Annotated in this window: 10 protein-coding genes; 7 read left to right on the top strand and 3 right to left on the bottom strand. The window is 49.3% G+C overall.

The annotated features are described in order from the left end of the window. Positions 1-5: 5 nt before the first annotated feature. The 7 genes from JW499_RS16815 (at position 6) to JW499_RS16845 (ending at position 9,911) form a co-directional block, all read left to right on the top strand. Positions 6-1,013: a hypothetical protein gene (locus tag JW499_RS16815; RefSeq protein ID WP_205211678.1), complete on the top strand. Its 1,008-nt coding sequence runs from the start codon at positions 6-8 to the stop codon at positions 1,011-1,013. A gap of 311 nt (positions 1,014-1,324) precedes the next feature. After that, a complete protein-coding gene (locus tag JW499_RS16820) occupies positions 1,325-3,415 on the top strand; it encodes a glycosyltransferase family 2 protein (protein ID WP_205211679.1) in 2,091 nt (696 codons plus the stop codon). Then, positions 3,412-4,350 (top strand): glycosyltransferase, encoded by a 939-nt coding sequence (locus JW499_RS16825; protein WP_205211680.1) that lies wholly within the window; start codon positions 3,412-3,414, stop codon positions 4,348-4,350. Before JW499_RS16820 ends, JW499_RS16825 begins: the two co-directional genes overlap by 4 nt. Next, complete coding sequence (locus JW499_RS16830) at positions 4,347-6,356, top strand: capsular polysaccharide biosynthesis protein (RefSeq protein WP_205211681.1); 2,010 nt, start codon at positions 4,347-4,349, stop codon at positions 6,354-6,356. Before JW499_RS16825 ends, JW499_RS16830 begins: the two co-directional genes overlap by 4 nt. Before the next feature lie 101 nt (positions 6,357-6,457). Continuing rightward, positions 6,458-7,471: a hypothetical protein gene (locus tag JW499_RS16835; protein ID WP_205211682.1), complete on the top strand. Its 1,014-nt coding sequence runs from the start codon at positions 6,458-6,460 to the stop codon at positions 7,469-7,471. An 83-nt stretch (positions 7,472-7,554) separates the two neighbouring features. Beyond that, the gene (locus JW499_RS16840) at positions 7,555-8,343 is read left to right on the top strand and encodes an SDR family NAD(P)-dependent oxidoreductase (RefSeq protein ID WP_205211702.1); all 789 of its coding nucleotides are present in this window, start codon (positions 7,555-7,557) and stop codon (positions 8,341-8,343) included. 224 nt (positions 8,344-8,567) lie between these two features. After that, on the top strand, positions 8,568-9,911 hold the full coding sequence (locus tag JW499_RS16845) for an LTA synthase family protein (protein ID WP_205211683.1): 1,344 nt from the start codon (positions 8,568-8,570) through the stop codon (positions 9,909-9,911). Between the two features lie 16 nt (positions 9,912-9,927). Here JW499_RS16845 and JW499_RS16850 read toward each other — a convergent pair whose 3' ends face one another. From JW499_RS16850 to JW499_RS16860, 3 genes are read right to left on the bottom strand one after another with little or no spacing between them, the layout of a single operon-like run. After that, the gene (locus tag JW499_RS16850) at positions 9,928-11,226 is read right to left on the bottom strand and encodes a capsule biosynthesis protein (RefSeq protein WP_205211684.1); all 1,299 of its coding nucleotides are present in this window, start codon (positions 11,224-11,226) and stop codon (positions 9,928-9,930) included. Between the two features lie 19 nt (positions 11,227-11,245). Continuing rightward, positions 11,246-12,568: an aminotransferase class I/II-fold pyridoxal phosphate-dependent enzyme gene (locus tag JW499_RS16855; RefSeq protein ID WP_205211685.1), complete on the bottom strand. Its 1,323-nt coding sequence runs from the start codon at positions 12,566-12,568 to the stop codon at positions 11,246-11,248. Positions 12,569-12,570: 2 nt separating this feature from the next. Beyond that, positions 12,571-20,142, bottom strand: a complete 7,572-nt coding sequence (locus JW499_RS16860) for a type I polyketide synthase (RefSeq protein ID WP_205211686.1) — start codon at positions 20,140-20,142, stop codon at positions 12,571-12,573. Between the last annotated feature and the right edge of the window lie 246 nt (positions 20,143-20,388).

Genomic DNA, 20,388 nt, shown 5'->3' on the forward strand with positions numbered 1-20,388 from the left:
TATTTATGAAACGAAAATTGATTATCCATGTGGGGATGGGCAAGGCCGGAAGCTCCTCAATTCAGCATACCCTGAGAGCTTCCGGACCACTTCTGCAGGCAAGAGGGGTAAAGTACCTTGGTTTAATGCTGGAAAGGCAGCCCCTCGAGAAAAGCCCGGTATGGCATAAATCTGATGGCTGGACTCAGTTTACCAGTCTGCCTGAACCTCAGGCAACGGCTCAGCTTGTTGCGGCCCTGCAGGAGATAGATCAAGCGCTACCTGATAGTGTGCATACGCTGATCTGGTCGAATGAAGCACTTTTTAATGAAGTTGAACAGGTTGCAGCGGCTATAGAACAACTGAATCTGCTATTCGATATCACCGTTGTTGGCTATATACGCAGCCCTGATAGCTGGATACATTCTGCTTATCTCCAATGGGGTATCAAGCATAAAAGCTATAAAGGTAGTCTTAAAAGCTTTCCCGAGTGGGTTAAAAATAAGAAGTTTGTTGTAACTCCTTTTATTAACCGCTGGAAGCAGTTGGTCGAATCAGTAGTCTTCTTTAACTTCGAACCAATAAAGGATGTTTGTGAACACTTCATAACAGAGTATTTACCCGCAATTGCATCCGACGTTAAAGTGGTGGTGTCAAATGAAACCCCTTCGTCTGCTGCAATAGCGCTATTTGCTTATTATAATTCACTGTTTGAAGAGGAAGTTTTACCTAACAGGCTGATGCCTTTGTTATCGGAAAGTGGAGTGGCAAAATCTCGCCAGGTTATGCCTGAGTTTAATGGCCTGCTTCCCGGCAAAGAGGATATCAGCCACTTTATTGCTGATAACCGGCCTGAAATTGATCAGATTAACCATTTTTTTGAAATGGAAAAACAGCCCCCTTTCGATATGAATCAGCTGAAATTTAAAGATAATAATGTGTCGCAGCAGGATATCAACAGAGCACTCCTTCAGCTTGTTGTTCATTTGTCGGATGAGGTTGAACGCTTGAAGCAGGTAATTAAGTCACAATAAATATTCAGGATGTCTGTTGTATTTGTCGTTTTTGTTAACATTTATAGTTCTTTTATTAGCCAGGTAATGTTGCTCTTTTGATATTTGTCTTTCGGTATTTTTATTGCTCTGTCTCCGTGACTGCAAGTAAGGTGTAAATAGGTTGGGTGGGTATCATTAAAAGTTTAAGTATATTTCGTTTTGATTTGCGACTTAGTCCAGCGTCAGCTATCAAACATTTAAGTTCAGATAGTGGCGAATATGAATGGGAATCAACTGATATTGATCCCCAGTTTTTTGTTAAGTTACGCTTCCCCATGCGGGGATGGTTTATGTTCGAGGTTGCTCTGCAGCATAATCAGCCCAGTGCAGTAACGAAACTCTATTTTGATTGTGGTAAAGGCTTCTCAGAAGAGCATGTATATTCGCTTCCGATTAAGAATGGAAGGGTCTCTAAAAGGTTAGTTTTTCTGCCTTTCGGCGTAAAAAAAATACGTTTAGATCCGCTTGAATCTGAAGGCGAGTTTAATGTTCGACACGCCAGGCTGATCTGGCTTACCTCTTCCTTTGCTGAAGAGCGTTTGTTGCACCGTCTTATTAATATGCACTACCGATTTCGTGAGCAGGATCTGAAGTGCGTACGCCGGGCGATAAAAGCCAGCGCTAAAGAAAACGGGTGTGACGTAAGAGATCATGCGCTCCAGCTGTATAATCAGACGTTTATAAAACGACCTACTCGCCGGGGTTACCAGGATTGGATAGAGTGTGAAGAGCAGAACCATCATCAGCAGTTTGCTCTGCTCAGCCAACAGTCGCAATCTGGTCCGCTGATCTCTATTCTGCTTCCGGTTTATAACACGCCTGAAATTTTTTTAAGGCAGTGCCTTGATTCTGTTATTGCCCAGCGATACCCGAACTGGCAGCTATGCATTGCGGATGATGGCTCCAATAAGAGCCATGTACGGCAGGTTCTGGATAGCTATGCGGCAAAGGATAATCGCATAACGGTATGTTATAGAAAGGAAAATGGCCATATATCTGCTGCAAGCAATAGCGCGCTCGAGCTGGTGACTGGCCGTTATGTTGCGTTGTTAGATCATGATGACTGTTTATCAGAGTTCGCGCTGAGCCGGATCGTGGATGCTCTCAATAAAAACTCTGCAGCGCGATTATTGTATAGTGATGAAGATAAAATCGATGCAGATGGCTTCAGGTTTGATCCCCACTTTAAGCCCGAATGGAATTACGACCTCCTGCTGGCGCAGAATTATATTGCTCACCTGTCCGTGTTGGATACCGAATTGGTGAGACGTGTCGGTGGCTTCAGGACAGGGGTTGAAGGTAGTCAGGATCATGATCTGCTGCTGCGCTGTTCGGCCCACCTCTCGCCTGAAGAGATCGTCCATATTCCCCACATTCTGTATCACTGGAGGTCTATTGAGGGGTCGACTGCTTCTGCTGCTAATGAAAAAGACTATACCAGTGAGGCAGGTTTGAAAGCGGTTTCTGAGTATTGCAGACAACATCACCCGGGGACCTCTGCTGAACCGGGCATCGTGCCTAATACCTATAAGGTTTGCTGGCCAGTTCCAGAACCCGCTCCTCTTGTCAGTTTATTGATACCGACCCGGGATAATGTTGAGGTATTGCGCTGCTGTGTAGACGCTATTCTGCAGCTAACAGATTATAAAAGCTTCGAAATCATTATTCTTAATAATCAAAGTAGCTGTGAAAAGACGCTTGAATATTTACAGCGGATCACGACGGATCCCCGGGTTACAGTGGTTAACTGGGACTATCCATTTAACTATTCATCCATCAACAACTTTGGCGTAACTAAAGCACGTGGGTCTGTTATCGGGCTTCTGAATAATGATATTGAGCCGATCAATCCAGGCTGGTTAACCGAGATGGTTAGCCTTGTTTGCCGGCCAGATGTTGGCTGTGTTGGTGCAAAACTGTATTACCCGAATGAAACTATTCAGCATGCAGGCGTTATTCTGGGGATTGGCGGTGTTGCCGGTCACTCCCATAAATACTATGAACGTCATGAACATGGGTATTTTTCCCGATTGCGACTGGTGCAGGAGTTATCAGCAGTTACCGGTGCTTGTTTACTAATACGCCGGTCTGTATATGAAGAGGTGGGTGGCTTGAACGAAGCTAATCTGGCTGTTGCTTTTAATGATGTCGATCTGTGTCTGAAAGTGAGAGCCGCTGGCTATAGAAACATCTGGACCCCTTATGCGGAACTCTACCATCATGAATCTGTGTCCCGCGGCGCTGATGACTCTGCAAAAAAACGCAAAAGAGCAAAGCGTGAAGCGGAATATATGCGAAAGCAGTGGGGAGAGCAGTTATATCAGGACCCGGCTTACAATCCAAACCTGACCCTGGTACATGAGGACTTTTCGTTGCGATGAAGCCTGATCAGAAAGTCGCTTTTGTAGTTGAAGAGTCGATAAACCCCTCATCAGATTTTTTTGTGATACCTGAGCTGAAAAGACGGGGGTATGAGATCAGACGATTTGGTTTTGATAGCTGTCCCGCAGCTGGGGACGCAGGCAAAAGTATTGTCGTCTTTGTTCGCTATGTGCCCCGGCGCTGGAAGTTATTCATTGATCGTTATCGAGAGCATTTTGATCAGGTCATCTACTTTATGGACGATGATCTTCTGAATCCTGCCGCTCTTTCAGGGTTGCCTTTACGCTACCGGTTTAAGCTGATCCGCTATGCTTTTCTGGCCCGGAGCTGGTTGCAGAAACACAATGCCTGTTTCTGGGTGAGTACACCTTACCTGCAATCGGTTTATAGCGCGTTTGATTCTGTTCTTGTTGCACCGGTTCCTCTTCCTGAGAAGCCCCGGCCGTTGACGATCTTTTATCATGGCTCATCCTCCCATAATGCAGAGATTCGTTGGCTGGTGCCGGTCCTCGAGGAGGTATTAAGGCGCCGTGAAAATACCGTTTTTGAAGCGATCGGCAATGCTGAGGTGCGTAAATGGCTGAAGGGATTAAGCCGGGTAAATGTGTTGCAGCCAATGAGCTGGCCCTCTTATCAGGCGTTAATCCTTCGGGGTGGACGGGATATCGGCCTGGCTCCACTGCTGGATTCCCCGTTTAATCGGGCAAGGTCTCATACAAAATATTTTGATATCACCGCTGCTGGGGCCGCTGGGGTGTTTGCAGATGACCCGGTATATACCTCATATATCGAGCACGAATCGAATGGAATGACCATCGCAATGGATCAGTCCGAGTGGGTCAGCGCGATAGTGGATCTGATCGATAACAAAGCCAAACGCTTAGCGCTACACTCTGCAGCCAGATCTCACTGTTTCAGGTTAGGGCAGACATGAGCTGTGTGGGCGTTTTTTCCGGCAGGATATTTAAAACTCCCTATCTGTCTGAGATATTGGATGCTGACGTTGTTCACTTGGGAGCATTAAATAAACCTGCCTGTGATTATATTGCCGGATGGGGACTAAAACCAACCTCTGTCCAGGCCCGCAGGTATGCCTGCAGGGAGAATATACCCTATATCAGCCTGGAAGATGGTTTTATCCGCTCGCTTGAACTGGGTGTGGATCGCGCGCCTGCCCACAGCGTAATCGCTGATTATAGTGGAATATATTATGACTCCAGCCGCCCCAGTGATCTGGAAACGCTGATTCTCTCAACCGTGTTTGATGAGGGGCTTTTGCAGCGCGCGGCACGGTGTATCGATCTCCTCAGATATCACCGGTTATCAAAGTATAATCATGTCCCGGATATTCCCCCCGCGTGCACTGGTCAACAATCAAGAGTCTTAGTTGTCGATCAGACTTTTGGCGATGCATCTGTCGTTTATGGAGGCGCCGGTTCGGATACCTTTATCCGCATGCTGGACTCTGCGATTGCTGAACATCCTGAAGCCGAGATCTGTGTAAAGGTTCACCCGGATGTGATTGCAGGCAAGAAAAAGGGTTACCTGCTGGGTGCCGCCCTGACACGAAATTGTGTGGTTCTATCTGAGGATATCTCTCCCTGGGCGTTGTTCGATACCGTGGAGCATGTTTATGTTGTTACCAGTCAGTTGGGGTTTGAGGCTCTGTTAGCGGGCAAGCAGGTGAGCTGTTTTGGTTTACCCTTTTATTCTGGCTGGGGGCTGACCAACGATTTTCTCCACTGCGAACGGCGTGGCGTGAGCCGAAGCCTGGAACAGGTTTTTGCCGCGGCTTATCTGCTCTATCCACGTTATATCAACCCTTATACTGGGCAAAGATGTGAATTGGAAGATACGATCTATTTACTCAGTGATCAGAAGCGTCAGCGGGATCGCTATCGGGGCAGATGGCTTGCTGTTGGCTTTTCTCAGTGGAAGAAAGGGTTTGTCGGGCGTTTTCTCGGGAGGTATGCCCGCATGGATTTTATTCGCAGGGCGGGTTCGGTCAGGCAACATTTAACGCCATCTACGCGGGTGCTTGCGTGGGCCAGCTCATTGAGCACCGAGTTGTCAGGGATCTGTGCTTCAGCGGGTATAGAGTTATGGCGGATGGAAGATGGCTTTGTAAGGTCAACAGGGCTTGGGGTCGACAGAGTGAAGCCCCTGTCGCTCGTTTTAGATTCGAAGGGCATCTATTATGATCCATCTGCCCCCAGTGATCTTGAGAATATGCTGAACAGTATGGATGTCTGCCGTTCGTTAACAGAGCGTGCACGACGAGTACGTCAGGCGGTAGTTGAGTTAAAACTGTCAAAATATAATGTGGGCGACACGTTAACGCTGTCTCTTCCAGAAACCCGGAAAATTATTTTAGTGCCGGGTCAGGTTGAAACCGATGCTTCAATCCTGAGAGGTTCCTCCTCTGTCAAAACCAATCTTGAGCTTCTACAGAGGGTGCGTAACCGCAATCCTGATGCATATATTATCTATAAGCCCCACCCTGATGTGATTAGCGGTGGTCGCTATGGCGAATTAAAGGCTAGTGCGGCTGCATCCCTGTATGATCTGGAGCTTAAAAATGTATCTATAGCAGACGTGCTGGACAGTGTTGATGAAGTTCACACAATAACCTCGCTGGCCGGGTTTGAAGCGTTGTTACGAGGTGTGAGAGTGTTTACATACGGCTTGCCGTTTTATGCGGGCTGGGGGCTGACCGGGGACGCTGAGGCTTCGGAGCGGCGACAACGCCATCTCACTCTGGACGAGCTGGTGGCGATAACACTCATTGTTTATCCGGTGTATATCGATCCTGTTTCGGGTGATCAGGTGAATATCGAGACGGTTATTCAGATACTTAACCAGAGCAGGAACAGTTGTTCAGGTACAGATATAAAAGCCAGACTTTATCGGGTGTTCAGAAATACCTTTCTGAAGTGCTAGTTTGTGTTAGCCGTGCATTGTGTTAATAGGAGGGGTGGGTGAAAACGTGTTATGTACATATAGGAATGCCTAAAACCGGCAGCTCTTCGATCCAGGATTCCATGAAAAACCGGCTGGATGACCCTGACTTCCTGTATGCCCCATTTGAGCAAGCAAATCATGGCTTTGTGGTGTATAGCTTATTTGACCCTAAGGCTGAGAAGCACAGAATCAACCTGTCGGCAGGCAGAAGTGGTGATGATTTAAAAGCTTTTAATGATGATAATAGAGCACTGCTTGCGGCGGCTATTGAACAATCGGCTGCAAACAATCTTATCATTTCTGGAGAGTCTATCACTCAGCTCTCTGTTGAGGGGTTGACCCGGTTCAGGTTATTTCTACAGGAATATTTCAACAATATTGTTGTTGTCGCCTATGTCAGACCGCCCGGGTCTCTGATCGGCTCGTCCTTTCAGCAGCTGATAAAACGACCTCCTGTTGGTGAGTTAAATATTCAGAGATCGTACATAAATTATCACAAAGTATTCAGTAAATTTGATGCTGTTTTTGGCCGGTCTAATGTCCATCTTTGGTTGTATGAAAGGGCTGAGCTGGCAGGCGGAGATGTTGTTGCAGACTTTGCCGGGCGTCTCGGAATTAAACAAGGCACTTTTGATATTATCAGATCTAACGAATCTATCTCTAAAAACGCGCTGTCACTGCTTTATATATATCGTAAATTTGGTGTGGAATATGGCAGCGAGCAGATCAGTCTTCGGGAAAATAATCTGCTGGTGAGAAGGCTTAGCAAAATACCGGGTGAGAAACTATGTCTTTCAGGTCGTATTCTTGATCCGGTTTTAGACGCGCATAAAGATGATATTGCATGGATTGAGAAACGGTTAGGACGGCGTTTTAATGGTAACAGGGCGGGACTCAACAGTAACATCGAATCAGAGGCTGATCTTTTACATCCGGATCGCCCTACTGTTGAAACGCTCATCAGGATGATCAGGCCAGACTATTTAATACAGGATGTCACAGGGGAAAATCCTGAGGAGATCGCGCTTCTGGTACATTCGTTAAAAAACCAGATCTCGGATATGCTCAGAGATCGCGAAAAGCAGCAGGGATAGTCAGCTTTTAATGCAGGCCACTACCTGTCACCAGTTACATTATAAAGACCCATTTATCATGAAAACAACGCCTGAGGAGTATGATGCCCGTGCGTAACACTGTTAAAGCGCCGCAGGTTATCCTCATTACCGGTGCCACTGGCGCAATCGGAGGAGCACTGGCGAACTATTATGCTGAACCGGGTGTGATGCTGCATCTTCATGGACGTAATCCGGCAGGACTGGAGCGCGTAGCGCAACAATGCAGGGCAGCGGGTGCTGAAGTGATGACCTATCGCAATGACCTTTCAGAGACTCGTTCTTTACAGGCATGGCTGGAACAACTTGATAACACAAGCCCGCTGGATCTTTTTATTGCCTGTGCGGGTATGAATATCAATATAGGTGACGACCTGTCGGGAGAGAAGCCCGCCGAAATGGAAGCGCTACTCGATCTCAATGTAAAAGTGACTCTGCTGATGGCGGGTCAGGTTGCCACGTTGATGCGTCAGCGTGGAGCGGGACAAATCGCGTTGATGAGCTCACTTGCGGCTTACCATGGGCTACCTGTGACTCCCAGTTATTGCGCAAGTAAAGCTGCAGTTAAAGCCTATGGTGAGGCTTTGCGTGGCGGACTCGCCCCCTTTGGGGTTGGGGTAACGGTTATTATGCCTGGGTATGTTGCCTCTGAAATGTGTTATGAGATGCCGGGGCCTAAGCCATTTCTTTTGCAGCCTGAACAAGCGGCTGAAATAATCGCCAGAGGGTTAATCCGTAACAAAGCCCGGATAACATTTCCCTTTCCATTGAACATCGGCTGCTGGTTTCTTTCGGTGCTGCCATATGCTGTGTCGGGGCGGATCCTGGCGTTGCTTGATTACCACGGAAAATAGCGGTGTCGAATCTGTTTACTCTTATGTCCTTTAGTGGTCAACTGACCTCTGCCATCGCTGTGGGGCTAAGTGCATCTTTGCTGTTTGAGTTTCTTCTGCTGGTGCCTCGAAGGTCAGTCTGTTTTAAAAGAGGCTTTACGGGCTATTTGGTCCACAGTGCAAGTTGGTTGAGTTTTTTCTTTGTGTGTCTGTTGCTGTTTCAGCGCCCATGGTTTGCCGTTTTATTGACGACTTCATTTCAGTTACTCTTGCTGGCGGTTAACTTTGTTAAATATCGCTCACTCAGAGAGCCCTTTATTCTTCAGGACTTTGAGTATTTTTACGATATGATCAGACACCCACGTCTCTATCTGCCTTTCTTTGGTATCTGGAATGCGATTCTGGGGGCCACAGTGTTTATTGCCCTTGTATATGGCGCATTAATGCTGGAGCCGTCGCTTCTGAGCGTGGTGTCCTGGAGCACCTTTGTTGCCGTAACGATTGTGTTTTTGACACTGTCTCTCTGGGCCCTCTATATGGCCGCTAAGGTGTTGCCGGTACCCACACTGAGACCGGAAGATGACCTGCGTATATCCGGTTTATATACCAGTTTCTGGGTGTATTTTCTGGCATTCAAACGGACGCCAAAGCTCTTGCCACACGCCGTTTATGGAGCAGAAGTCGGTGTCAAAACCACTGAGGGCCTGCCCGATCTGGTGGTGGTTCAAAGTGAATCTTTTTTTGACCCACGGGTGAGCTATCCCTCTGTACAGAGCAGTGTTCTGCAGCACTATGACCGGGTGGTGAAACAGTCACTCTCTTTTGGGCAATTGAGGGTGCCTGCATGGGGGGCAAATACGGTACGTACGGAGAGTTCATTTTTAACCGGCCTGCAGCCAGAGCAGATGGGGATTCATCAGTTTAATCCTTACTGGTATCTGTCACGAAACCACTTACCCAACCTGGTTTCCAGGCTGAAATCTCTGGGGTACAAAACTATCTGTATCCATCCCTATCCGGTTGAATTTTATCGCCGGGATCTGGTGTTTCCTAAGCTCGGATTTGATCAGTTTATCGATATTGGCGGGTTCAGTGCCGGATCAAAAGATGGACAGTATATTAGTGACAGGGCGGTGTCCGAAAAGTTGAAACAGGTGCTGGATGAGGAGAGAGGCCCCTGTTTTGTATTCACTATTACAATGGAAAACCACGGGCCTCTGCATCTGGAATCGGATGAGGGGATCGATATTGCTGCGCTCTATCGGGAGATACCATCTGCTAAGTCCAGCGACCTGACGGTTTACCTGAGGCATCTCAAAAATGCCGATCAGATGATTGATCAGCTAACACAGTACCTGTCGTCCAGAGCCCGGAAGAGTTATCTGTGCTGGTATGGTGATCATGTGCCGGTTATGACTGAGGTTTATAAACAGATGGGGGAACCGGTTGCTGAAACCCCCTATTTTATCTGGTGTAACCAGACTGCAGAACAGCAGGGCGGCAAGCAGGATATAGGGGTCGATCAGTTGTCGGTTGAGCTTTTTGAGCGTGCAGTGTTATGCAGCGCTATAAAAACCGCGATCTCCTAACATTGTTAAGCGGTATTTAGTTGCAGCCAGCACCTTCCTGAGGCTCTTGCGCAGGGATCAGTAACTGCTGTGATCCCAGTGGATTGCTTCCAAAGAGTGTTTGCAGCGGCGATCTGTTCATCAGTAAGCGTTCGATAGATGAGTCCACCCCGATCTCCACGCCTTCGCGGGAATAAAAACCACCATTTATCTGGGTTGTATGGCGAACCACTTTGCGGAAACAGTGGAACAGGTGCATATCTGGTTGCTCTGTATCGCACCAGAACTGGTCAAGGCTGCAACGGGACGTTAGCCCGGGGATATTATAAACAGGGTCTGCGAGGGTAATTGTTCTGCGCTTGTGAATCAGAGAAGATGTGCCTACTGTACTGTTGACGACGATTGTGCCCTGGCAATGATCCAGAAGGGTTGGTAAGTGGCCACTTTCAAGGTATACCGTTCTATTGCGAATGTTCAGCTCTTTCTCTAATTGTCTGATCAGCTTTCTGTAGTTGGAAAAACCGGTATCCAGCGGGTGGTTCTTAATTACCAGTAAGCTGTTTTCCGGGGCGTGACGGGCGAAAGAGGACAGAGTGTATCTGATGACGTCGGCCATGGAGTCAAATTGAGAATGTGTCTGAATCTGGCTGTCACTGTCTAGTTGTAATGGCAGTAAGAAAAACGCTGATTGCTTATCGATCAGTGTCTGAATCATTTTTTCATCGCGCTTTTCATACCAGGGCATAATACCGAGCCGGACTGCCCAACCTAATAGCTCAATCCCGGAAATATAGGGGCGGTGGGTTTTATAACCAGGGTAGAAGAGGCAATTCAGCAGGCCTGGCAGATGATAACCTATCTCATGCAGGGCCAGCAGAGCTACGGGGGTTCTGACCGGCTTCGTCTCCTCCAAAGGGGGCAGTTCTGCTGCTACCGATCTGTACCAGTCTGAATCCTTTGGTAACGGGGAAAAGCCGTTGATACCATCCTCCTCCAGCGTCAGAAAGTTTGGCCGCAGGTAGCCCTCCTCAAATACGTGCAGTCTGATATCGTGTTTCTTCGCCAGCGCGACAGCGGGGGCGTTTACGGGCCGGGTATCGCCCACCATAATGATATCGGTGATCTGGAGTTCAATCAGTTTGGCCTCAAGCCAGGCGGGGAGTTGAGAAACATCTTTACGGAACTGCATTGATGGCTTGGCGCGCCAGTAAACGTAATCCCCCATGTTAAAGTTGACACGGTAGACCCTGGCCCCCCTGGCCAGTAATCTATCTCCCAGTCGGGAAAAGAAGGGACTGGTGGGGCCCTGAAGAAAGATAAAATTGCGATTATCCATCTACATCAATACCGGCTAATTACAGTAACGAGGCTAAAGTATTCAGGGTTGTATCGATCTGCTCCTGCGTGTGCTCACAGGAGAGAAAAAAGCGAAGTCGGGCACTTTTTTCTGGCACTGCAGGGTATAGAATCGGTTGTACATTGATCCCCCGATCAAATAATGCTGAGGATATTCTGGCAGCGTTAACCGAGCTTCCCAGAATAACGGGGATAATCGCAATGCCTCTGCTATCCCCCGTATTGAGTTTCAGCGCTCTGGTCTGGGTAATAAAGTATTCTGAAATTGAGCGTAACCGACGTACGCGATCAGGTTCCCGGGCCATTATTTCGAGGGATTTTATCGCGGCCGCTGCAATAGGGGCCGGGATGCCGACACTGTAGAGAAAGCCGGGTGACAGATGGCGCAGGTTTTCCACCAGCGCGGATTCCCCCGCTATAAATCCACCACAGCCAGAGAGAGTCTTGCTCAGGGTGCCCATCCAGATATCGACATCGGTCGCATCTACATCCGCGAGCTCCCGCAGTCCTTTACCGGAGTTGCCGAGGACGCCAAAGGAGTGGGCTTCATCTACCATCAGGAACACCCGGTGCTGTTGCTTCAGTTGAACTAAGCGTTTCAAATCCGGAAAATCGCCATCCATGCTATAGAGGCCTTCGACAATAATCACCACCCGTTCAAACTGGTGCCGCTTCTCCTTTAGTAAATGCTCCAGAGCATCCAGATCATTGTGGGGAAAAGACAGCCGCCTGGCGCCGGAAAGCTGAGCTCCAACAATTGAGCTGTTATGAATATACTCATCGTGAATGATCAGATCCTTTGCACCGAACAGATAGCCCAGAGTGGATACATTGGTTGCGTGGCCGCTGACAAAGACCACCGCATCATCAACACCGTAAGTTCTGGCAAGGGCATGTTCCAGCTCACGATGAATAGGGCGTTCTCCTGAGACGATACGACTGGCGGATACCGAAGTGCCATAACGCTCCATGGCTTGTGTTGCCGCCTGATTGACTTCAGGGTGGCCAGATAGGCTGAGATAGTTGTAGCTGGCAAAGTTGATCAGCTCACGACCGGCAATAACTGTGGTTGCTCCCGCCAGACCTTCATGGACTCTGAAGAACGGACTCTCAACACCGAGCTGTTCTGCTCCCCGGTTGATTATCTGCATCTGGATATATCCCGGGTGCTGATCAAAGCGGTAAAACTTATCGGGAATCGTGGTTTCTTTTAGTGAAACAGCGGGTCTGGCTGCATCCGTTTCAGCCTGTTTAAGTTTTCGTTGCAGCGATTGCTGAATCAGTTTCTGTTTCAGGTCACGGGATAGTTTTTTGGCGACCATATTCAGTGCTTCATCCGGTTATTATTGCTTTGCTCGATAGAGGTGACAATTTTATCCGTCATCTGACTATCCGTGGCGCCATGCTGGGCGGCTATTTTTTCCACCTCTGCCTGAGCTGTGTTTTCAGTCGCAGAGTCTTTGCCTTTCACCAGACCGATAATTTTGTCTGCCAACTGAGAAAGTTTGGGGGTTTCCGTTAGTGCCATAACCGGTACCTGAATACCGATGCGGGACTCCAGTGCGGACATCAGTTCCACACCCATCAGAGAGTCCATACCCATATCATAGATCGATTTATCAGGACTGATTTTGCTCTCAGGGATCATCAGTATCTCACTGAGCTCATGCACCAGAATTTCAACCACGGCTGCATGAAACTCGGTTTCACTCATCTCACGCATCATCGCTTCCAGATCAAGCGTATCATCATCATGTTGTTCAGCTTCACTGGCCGTCAGGGCCAGCTCACGGAACTTATTTTGTTGCGCGGTAGGCAGAAAGCGGCTGAGAGCATGCCAGTCCAGCTCCATGACACCCAGGGACTGCGCATCTGTCAGAATGATCTGTTCCAGTATTGCCAGCCCTGTGTCGGAGTTGAGAGAGTTGCCGCCAAGCCGGTTTTGTAATGCATCTTTTACGGTTTCGTTTCTGGCCAGGAAGCCTACATCATCGATCGCACCCCAACGGACACAGGTGGCTGGCAGCTGTAGTGACCGACGCGTTGCCGCCAGAGCTTCAAGCCAGTGATTGGCTGCAACATATGCTGCCTGTCCTGGGTTCCCCAGCAATGTCGTGGCAGAGGAGTAGAGTATGAACAGCTCCAGGTCCTGCTCCCGTGTTAATTCATCGAGGTATTGTGCGCCCCGAAGCTTAGCCGCCATGCTGGTTCTTATCTGCTCTGCATCAAGGTTGCGGATAAGGTTGTCATTAATTACAGTTGCCGCATGTACCACGCCTTTAAGTGGCGGCATCTGCTCTCCACATAACCCGATAGCCTGTTGTAATGCCTGTTTATCTGTGACATCACAAGCCTCAGCCCGGACATTAATATCAGCGTCCTGACACTGAGCGATAAACTCAGCCGCCTCTTGTGATGTAGCCCCCCGCCGGCTGAGCAGTAGCAGGTGTTTTGCCCCTTTGGCGACTAACCACTGAGCCGTTTTCAGACCAAAGCCTCCCAGGCCTCCGGTCACCAGATAGGTCCCTTGAGCATTTAACTTTAGTGAGCTGTTGTGATGCCCGTCTGCAGTTATCAGAGCATCGGCGTTGAGGCCCTCCTCATAGGAGACAATGATTTTGCCGATCTGCTTGGCCTGTTGCATATAGCGGAAGGCATCGACCACTTGATGGGCATTGAATTTTGTGTAGGGCAGGGGAAACAGCGTTTCCTGATTGAACAGCTCCAGCATCTCTGTAAATAAACGACTGGTCAGCTCAGGTAGCTCCCGTTGTAACTGATCGGCATCAATACCGAAGTAGCTGATATTATTTCTGAACGGTCGTAGCCCGATTTTGGTATTTTCGTAGAAATCACGCTTGCCCAGTTCCAGAAAGCGGCCAAAGGGCTTCAGAACTCTGAAATTTTGTCGGATCGCTTCGCCTGCCAGCGAATTAAGGACCACATCGACGCCTTTACCATCCTCGGTATCTCGCAGAATCTGTTCAGCAAAAGTCAGTGCTCGTGAGTTGTATATCCGTTCAGGCGGGATACCCAGCAATTTGAGGAAATCCTGTTTTTCCCGTGAACCTGCGGTAACGTAGATTTCAGCTCCAAGCCATTGGGCCACCTGAATCGATGCTATGCCAACACCGCCAGCAGCCCCGTGAATCAGTACTTTTTCGCCGGGTTGCAAGCGGGCCAGGTGGTGAAGCGCATAGTAAACAGTGAGGAACGTTGTCGGAATGGTAGCTGCGCTTTCATAGCTTAGCCCTGCCGGAATCGGGGCGATTGAGTAGCAGGTGGCAATAATCCGGTTACTGAAACACGAGGAGCCAAAGCCAACAACTTTGTCGCCTGCGCTGAAATTATCTACGTCGCTACCGGTGCGGATAACACGGCCAGAAAACTCCAGTCCCAGCGTTGCTCCGGCAAAACCATTTTCAATCGCCTCATCGGATAAGAGGCCGAGCGCGTACATGATATCCCTGAAGTTCAGTCCGGTCGCCATCACCTCAATCTCGACCTCATCATCAGCCAGTTCCCTGGCTGGGCGGGCCTGCCACTGCAGATTGCGCAGCTGACCTGGAAGTTCAAAGCCTAATGAGATCAGGTCAGTGTCATGGTTATGAGTAGCTTCAGAGGGTTGCTGTTCCCGGCGCAACCGAGGGGCAAAGTAGCTCCCCTGTTCGCTAATGAAGAGTTCATGTTCAGCTGAAGGTGTCTGTAACTCTGCCAAAAGTGCGTCACTGGCTGCGGTGCTAATTACCAATGGCAGGTCGATCAGGCGAACCGGATTAGCTAAAGACTCATTCATCAGCGTGCGGCCAAAGCCCCATAGAGCGGCATCTGCAGGTGGGCCGGGTTGAGGGGCGGTCGGGTACACCTGGTCACAGGGATAGATTGCCCCGGCTCCCTGAGTGAGAAGCCAGATTTCCGCCTCGCTCTGCAGTTCCTCCAGCACTTGCAACACTTCGGTTGCCTGGGCGCAGCGTAACGTCTGACTGGTCAGAGGATCGGTATTATCTCCTATCTGTTCCAGAAGAATAATTCTGGTGATGGGAGTGTTCATCTGCCTGGCTTCCAGCAGCTGCTCCTTCAGGGTGGACTGAGAGCTATGATGCATTATCGATGCTGGATGCACACTGTTGATAGCGGTAGTCAGCTGTTGCTCTTTCTCGTTGTCGCCGCCAATAATCAGCCACTGACCAGATATGTCTTCAGCTTCGTTTTGGTGTGTGTTTGCCTCAGTAAGGCTCCCGCTGATCAGAAAGAAACTGCTGTCTCCCGCGGTATCAGACAGTGGTTGAAGCTCGCCAATGCCTTGCTGCTCCAGAGTTGTTAACCACTGCTCATCGGACACCTGAACAGAGTGCTGGTTTAACCACCAGTCCTGATTATAACCAAAGGCAAAATCAAACCAGAATGATGGCTGTATACCACACACCAGTACCGTTGCTCCTTTCTCCAGTAGCGGTTGTACCTGTTGTAGCAGCTGTAAGCAGTTTGAGGGCAGGTAATCGTCAAAGGTGAGCACTGCTAACTGGTATGGCGCAACAGCATCGGCTTGATCCAGTGCTGATATATTGGCGAGCGGATAGCGTTCACGCAGATGATCAGCACTTTCCAGGGCTGTCTCGTTGTCACTGGCAAAAGTATAATCTGAGACGTTAAAGTTCAGCTCTGAACAGATGCTGTAACCAAAGTGGCATTGTGATGAGGCCGCCTCCAAAACTCGTAAACGCTCGCCTGGCTTCAGGTCGCCTTGCCGCTCTGTAATCACCTCTTTTAATGCTGATGCGACGACCGGGTAGACGGTTTGGCTTAGCAGGTCTTTAAGCAGGCGCTGATAGCTCTCTCTATTGGGTCTTTCATCTGTATCGTCACTGGCGCTGGCTTGGCTCTGGTCACCGGAAAGTCTGAAAATATCCCGCAATAAGAGCGATGTTCTTCCTGCTAACTGGATAGCAGAAAAGAAGTCGGGGTATTCGCGAAGTAGGGTATTCCAGATCAGAGTGCTGCTGATTTCCGGCTCGATAAACTCAGCAGTCAGCGAATATTCAGTGCCGGTATACTCCAGTACCCCATATTCGCATGCGGATTTCAGTAGTTGACTGCGAATATTACTCAGGTCCGGGCTTTGCAAATTGAGCGCTTCTACTGCATCAGCATGCAACTCAGAGATATCTGCCATCGGCGAACGGACGGCTTCTGCCATGGCATGGGCAATCATGCTTTCCAGAAGAGGGGCAACTTCATCACTATAGCGGCGGATCTGATGTTGCTGGAGCTGATAAGCCTTGCCAAGTGCCGTGTTCAGTGGCGATAGCAGTGACTTCTTCTCTGTTGATCTGTTGGCAACAGCGGTCAGATGATAGTTGAGATATGCAATCTCCCTGGCACCGGATTTATAGAGCCGGACGGCTTTAAAACGAACCCCTTCCAGCAGTGCAATTGTGCGCCCCTGGGAGTCGAACAGTTCGATTCTGGTTAACAGAGAGTGAGGGGCTTTGCGTAACAGTTTTAAATGCGCCAGGGTTGGAGAGACGCCTGAATGTCTGCTAATCAGAATGCGATCTGCCCGGGATGGGATAAAGGCTGTGCCGTTATGCGTTGCCAGCTCTTTGGTGAGGAAGTGGATGACTAGCTGAATCGCACTATCCAGCACCCCAGGATGGAGCAGGTATTGACCGGCAGCTGCACTGATTGATTCGGGTAGCGATAATTCTGCCATCACTTCTGAGTCATTTATCCAGCCCCGCGTCACGGCACTGAATGCCGGGCCGTACTGAAGCCCGGCCTGTAGCGCTAACCGTTGGTGCTCGTTGGCATCAAAGTCAGGTTCCCGTTGAGGGCGCTCAGGAGATTCAGTCAGAAGCGCCGCCCCGGTGGTCTGATGCACCGTACGGGCTTTACAGTTCAGGGTCCATTGATCGGTAACGGTGTAGCTGCGACTGTTAATGCTGATATCGCCTGATTCCGGGTTGACCCGGGTTTGAACGACCTTGCTTTGACCCTCTTCTAAAATCAATGGCCCGAGAATTTCAAACTCTTCTATCTCGATATGATCGTGCTGGCGGAAGTGGCTTGCTGCATTCAGAGCCAGTTCAATAAATCCGGCGCCGGGATAGACAACACTATCTCCGACCTTATGATCAGCCAGCCAGGGGTGGCGCGCGGTATCAAGCTGGCTTTCCCAGAACAGAGGGGCGTGAGGGATAGCTGCGCCCAACAGAGGGTGGACTGAATAACGGTTGAGCAGCTGTAATGATTCGACGGTATTGGTATACCAGTAATCTTCATGCTGCCAGGTGTACAAAGGCAGTTCCAGCCGTTGGCCGCAATGGGGAAACCAGCGGGCCAGACTGATAGCACCGGCCATGAAAACGTCTGCAATGCATTGTTGCAGCTCTTGCAGGGAGCCATTGTTCCGGCTGATCGTCGGAATAACTCTGGCGGTTATATTGTGCTGCCGAATCTGGTCCTGCTGATAGCTGCGCAGCACAGGATGAGCGCCAACCTCAACAAAACAGTTGTGTCCCTGACCGATAAGCGAATCAATTGCCTGCTGAAACAGGACGGGCTGACGGATATTCTGCCACCAATATTCAGCATCAAGCTGAAGACCATCGAGAAGTGAGCCGGTGACAGTGGAAAAATACGGGATACTGTTTTTTCCTGGCTTTATGTCTGACAGTGACTGCAGCAACTGCTGTTCAATCGGGTCCATAGATGGGCTATGGAAGGCGTAATCCAGGGGTAGCCGGATGTTGAATGTATTATCGCCGCTTAGCTGTTGTTCCAGACGTGCCAGTTGATCAGGGTCTCCTGCCAGGGTAACCCCTTTGCTACTGTTAATGCCTGCGAGGTGAATGTCTGAGAATTCTGCCTGTTGCAGGAGCGTTAAGGCTTCCTCTGCACTCAGGGCCGCGGCAGTCATGGCTCCCTGTCCCCGGGTTGTTCCCTGACACTGGCTGCGGAAGTAGATTACTTTTACGGCGTCTGCCAGGGTGAGTGCGCCACAGGCCCAGGCTGCTGCCACTTCACCGACGCTATGGCCGGTAACTGCAACCGGTGTAATCCCCTGATCGTACAGGTGTCTGGTGATACCTGCCTGGATTGCAAACAGGGCGGGCTGAGCAATCTCAGTATATTGGAAACGATTCTCACCGTTCAGACCATTAATTTCATCAGCCAGGGAGAAGTCTGCATAGTGTGAAAATAGTCGATCAATTTCGGCGATGGTTTCAGCAAATACCCGGGAGGATGCCAGTAAAGATTTACCCATAGTTTGCCACTGGCAGCCGTTACCGGAGTAGACAAACACTGCGCCAGGTGAAGAGATAAGCCCATTACCTGTGTATATGCCTTCGCTATTCAGGGTTTCGGGTTGCTCTGCAAAACGGTGTAGTTTGCTTGCAGCGTCTTTTGAATCACGGGCGTATAGCAGCAGCGCTTCATCGTAACGCTCTTTCCGCAGATTGTAGTTCCAGGCTACATCGTATAGCGAAATGGATTCGTTGCGTTCAAGATAGGCCGCCAGACGTTTAGCATTGTCTTGTAGTGCCTGGTCTGTTTTACCACTGACGATTAACGGTAGAAATTCAGTTTCAGTTGTATTTGTCTGGTCGCTCATAGCTGCAGCTTCATCGCTTTGCAGAATGACGTGGGCGTTCGCCCCCCCGAAACCAAATGAGTTAATCCCGACAGTAATCGTGCCATCGTGTCTGAGAGGTAATAACTGATCTACGACCTGAATATTCCATTCATCGAACTTTATTTCAGGGTTGGGCGTTTTCATACTGATCGTAGCCGGTACCGCCCGGTGTTTCAGAATCAGTAGCGCTTTAACCAGACTGGCTACCGCTGAGGCTGTTTCGAGGTGCCCCAGATTACTTTTTACTGAACCGATGGGTAGCGGCAGTTGGCGCTTTTTGCCGATGGCATTACCGATAGCCCGGGTCTCTATAGGGTCACCAACCGGTGTGCCTGTCCCGTGTGCCTCCAGATAGTCAACCTGGTCAGCAGTGATGCCTGCCTTCTGATAGGTCTGTTCCATCAGAGCGGTTTGAGCGTGACAGGAGGGGATGGTTATACCGGATTTGTTACCGTCGGTATTCACTGATGAGGCGGCGACGACCGCGTAAATAGTATCGCCATCTGCTTTCGCCTGGTCATAATCTTTTAGCAGAAATACCCCACCGCCTTCGGAGCGAACATAGCCGTTGGCTGACTCATCAAAAACTTTACAGCGGCCATCCGGGGACAGCATGGTCGCTTTAGAAAAAATGATAAATCCAAATGGATGAAGGTGGAGGCTGATTCCTCCCGTCAGGGCGGATGTTACTTCGCCACTGAGGATCGACTGACATGCCTGATGGAAGGCCACCAGAGTCGATGAACATGCCGTATCCATCGAAATACTTGGCCCTTTCAGATCAAAGCTGTAGGAGATCCGGTTTGAGGCGATGCTGGAAGTGTTGCCTGTTGCGGTTGATGAGTTGATAACACTCAGGTCATCACTCATGCGGTATGAATAGTCAAGACTGGAGATGCCAAAGAAAACGCCGGTGTCTGATTTTCTCAGTTCAGATGCTTTGATACCCGCATGCTCAATCGCTTCGCTGGTCATCTCCATTAGAAACCGCTGTTGCGGGTCCATGACGGCCGCCTCACGGGGCGAAATGCCAAAAAAGTCTGCATCGAAGCCGGCAATATTGCCTAATGACCCGGCTTTGAACGTGTAACTGCTGCCGGGATGGTTTTTGTCTGGATGAAGAAGGGTGTCAAAAGCCCAGCGATCCGCTTCAACCTCAGTAATAAAGTCTTTTTTATCAACCAGATCCTGCCAGAAAGTATCTGTGGTGGTTTGTGGCAGGCGGAATGAATAGCCAATCAGAGCAACACGTTTATCCATGCTTAATAATAACGTCCAGTAGAGCATATCGATGGGGTACCTATTCTAAAGTAAATGTACCCCTGATATAAGAGATAATGAGTTATGTAGCAGTCTTTTATGGCGTTGCTAACGAGAGCGTATAGAATTCTGTTACAGTTCCTTCGGGGAATGCGTCTGTAGTCTGCGACTCTTCCGGTTGGCGTATGTTTACACATTTACTTCACTGCTTTTGTGGAGTAGTTATCACCAGTCATCATCATATTG

Source organism: Amphritea pacifica (genome assembly GCF_016924145.1).
GTDB classification, from domain to species: domain Bacteria; phylum Pseudomonadota; class Gammaproteobacteria; order Pseudomonadales; family Balneatricaceae; genus Amphritea; species Amphritea pacifica.